Source organism: Streptomyces sp. WAC06614, from assembly GCF_003949795.1.
GTDB lineage: Bacteria > Actinomycetota > Actinomycetes > Streptomycetales > Streptomycetaceae > Streptomyces.
The window spans coordinates 1-2,621 of the sequence record NZ_RPRY01000557.1; the positions used below are offsets into that span (position 1 = coordinate 1).

General features: G+C 71.9%; 2 protein-coding genes and 1 pseudogene. 1 reads left to right on the forward strand and 2 read right to left on the reverse strand.

The features are described from left to right. Together EF918_RS34610 and EF918_RS34615 are read right to left on the reverse strand one after the other, a co-directional pair. Window positions 1-211: pseudogene (locus EF918_RS34610) on the reverse strand (hypothetical protein); the annotation flags it as partial. Window positions 212-272: 61 nt separating this feature from the next. Further along, window positions 273-1,724 carry a sugar porter family MFS transporter gene (locus EF918_RS34615; RefSeq protein ID WP_125652828.1) on the reverse strand — a complete coding sequence of 484 codons (1,452 nt, stop codon included), beginning with the start codon at window positions 1,722-1,724 and terminating at the stop codon, window positions 273-275. Window positions 1,725-2,200: 476 nt separating this feature from the next. On the opposite strand from EF918_RS34615, the gene EF918_RS34620 reads away from it, so the two are divergent. After that, window positions 2,201-2,621: transglycosylase family protein (locus EF918_RS34620; protein ID WP_185922071.1), on the forward strand; the 421-nt coding region annotated here is incomplete at its 3' end.

Sequence of the window (2,621 nt, forward strand, 5' to 3'; positions counted from 1 at the left end):
GCGTGGAGGCGGCTGCGGTGGCGGCGGGGGAGCCGTCGGAGGCCCCCGGCACCGGGCGGGGCGACCCGGTCGTGGCCGGTGCGGCCACGGTGACCGTTCCCCGCACCGGGTCGGGGACGCTGCCGGCCGCGCGAGCCGCCATGGGGAGGACGACGCCGCTGGCCACGAGGGCGGCCGCGGCCGCGACGGTGATGCCGATCTCAGTTCTCACGGGTGGAGCTTTCTTCGTAGCGGGGGGTTCGGCCGCGGGCCGGGCGGGAGGCGGTCCGCCGTCAGCGCGCGGCGACCAGTTCGGGCACCTCGGGGGAGTCCATCTCCTCCAGCGCCTTGCCCTTGGTCTCGGGCACCCACTTGAGGACGAACGGGATCGAGAGCAGGGCGAAGGCGGCGTAGATCATGTAGGTGGCCGACAGGTTCCAGTCCGAAAGGGGCGGGAACGAGACGGTGATGATCCAGTTGGCGATCCACTGCACGGCCGCGGCGACGCCGAGGGCGGCCGTACGGATCCGGCCGGGGAACATCTCGCCGAGCAGCACCCAGACGACCACGCCCCACGAGATGGCGAAGAAGAACACGAAGGCGTGCGCGGCGATCAGGGCGACGGTGCCCTGGGCGTCGGGCAGGGTGATGTCGCCACCGGTGCCGCTCTTGAACGAGAACGCCCACGCGGCCAGGCCCAGCGAGATCGCCATGCCGGCCGAGCCGATGAGGGCGAGCGGCTTGCGGCCGATCCGGTCGATGAAGATCATCGCGATCACGGTGCCGATGATGTTGATGATCGAAGTGGTGAAGGAGTACAGGAAGGAGCTGCTGGGATCGATGCCGACGGACTGCCACAGCGAGGAGCTGTAGTAGAAGATCACGTTGATGCCGACGAGCTGCTGGAAGACCGACAGGCCGATGCCGATCCAGACGATGGGCGCGAGCCCGAACCGGCCGCCGAGCAGGTCCTTGAAGGTGGACTTCTGCTCGGAGCGCATCCCGTGCTCGATCTCTGCGGTGCGGGCGTCGAGGTCGATGTGCGAGCCTTCGACCTCGGCCAGGACCTTCTTGGCCTGGTCGGTGCGGCCGACGGAGATCAGGAAGCGCGGGGACTCGGGGATGACGAAGGACAGCAGCCCGTAGAGGACGGCCGGGACCACCATCACGCCGAGCATCCACTGCCAGGCCTCCAGCCCCCCGACCACACCCCGCTGCTCGCCGTCGGCGATGCCCAGGATGGCCCAGTTGACGAGTTGGGAGACGGCGATGCCGATGACGATCGCGGCCTGCTGGAATGCGGCGAGCCGGCCGCGGTACGCGGGCGGGGAGACCTCGGCGATGTAGGCGGGGCCGATGACGGAGGCCATGCCGATGGCGAAGCCGCCGACGACCCGCCACAGGGCCAGGTCCCACAGCGCAAAAGGCAGGGCCGAGCCGACGGCACTGACGGTGAAGAGCGCGGCGGCGATCTGCATGCACCGGATCCGGCCGATCCGGTCGGCGATCCGGCCCGCGACCGCGGCGCCGAGCGCGCAGCCGATGAGGGCCGCCGCGATCACCTGGGCGAGCGCCTCGGGCCCGATGCCGAAACGGTCCCTGATCGCCACGACCGCACCGTTGATGACGGAGCTGTCGTAGCCGAAGAGGAAGCCGCCCATCGCCGCCGCCGCGGTGATGAAGACCACGTGCCCCAGAGGGGCGGACGGGGCGCCGGGCGCGGGCCGGTCGGGGCTGATGTTCATGGGTTCACCTCACCTGACGGCCGTCGATGCACACGAGGGCCGGACACTCACTGTGGTCGTTGCCGGAGGGGGACGCCCTCCCCCGATCGGTCCCTGATGGGGAGGACCGCCCTGCCACCGGAAGGGCGCCCGGCACCGGCCCGCCCGGTGTCCGGGCGGCTCCCGGTCACCCTGCGTGGCCATGCTGAGCATCTCCCGGGGCACGTCCCCGCGCCGTGTCCGTTCGTGCCGCCGATCGGTCCGTCATCGCTGACCGGTCAGGCACGCCGCGGGCGCCGTGGGAGTCCCGGCACCGCGCAGCCGCGCCACCGGGGGCGCTGGTCGGCGCCCTCGCGGAGGGCCGGTCCGGTCGGGCCGGACGTCCCTTTGTGCTGACCCGTCGGCGCTGCCCGGCCTCGTGTGCCCGAGGCTACGTTCGGCCGTCAGGCACCCCCCTCCCCCACGGGATGCCGTCCAGGCTGACGGAGGAATCACTGATGGCGCGACACAACCGACACCGCAGGCCCAGCAACAACGTGGTCCACCACAAGGCGGCGTCCGTCGCCGTGACGGCCGGCATCGGCCTGGCCCTGCCCGTGGCCGTGTCGGGCACCGCCTCGGCGCAGGACCGGACCGCGGCCTGGGACAAGATCGCCGAGTGCGAGTCCAACGGCCGGTGGAACCTGAGCTACGGACACGCGAGCTCCACCGGCGGCCTCCAGATCCAGCAGCCCACCTGGAACGACTACGGCGGGCGCCAGTACGCGCCCGCCCCGCACCTGGCCACCAAGGAACAGCAGATAGCCGTCGCCGAACGCATCCTCAAGGGCCAGGGTCCCCGGGCCTGGACCTGCAACGCGAAGACGGGCTCCCCGCTCACCGCACTCGTCGGCAAGCCGGCCACCGGGACCCCCGCCC

Bases quoted from the DNA above. Each gene is read 5' to 3' on its own strand.
- EF918_RS34615 (WP_125652828.1), bottom strand. From the start codon at position 1,724: ATGAACATCAGCCCCGACCGGCCCGCGCCCGGCGCCCCGTCCGCCCCT.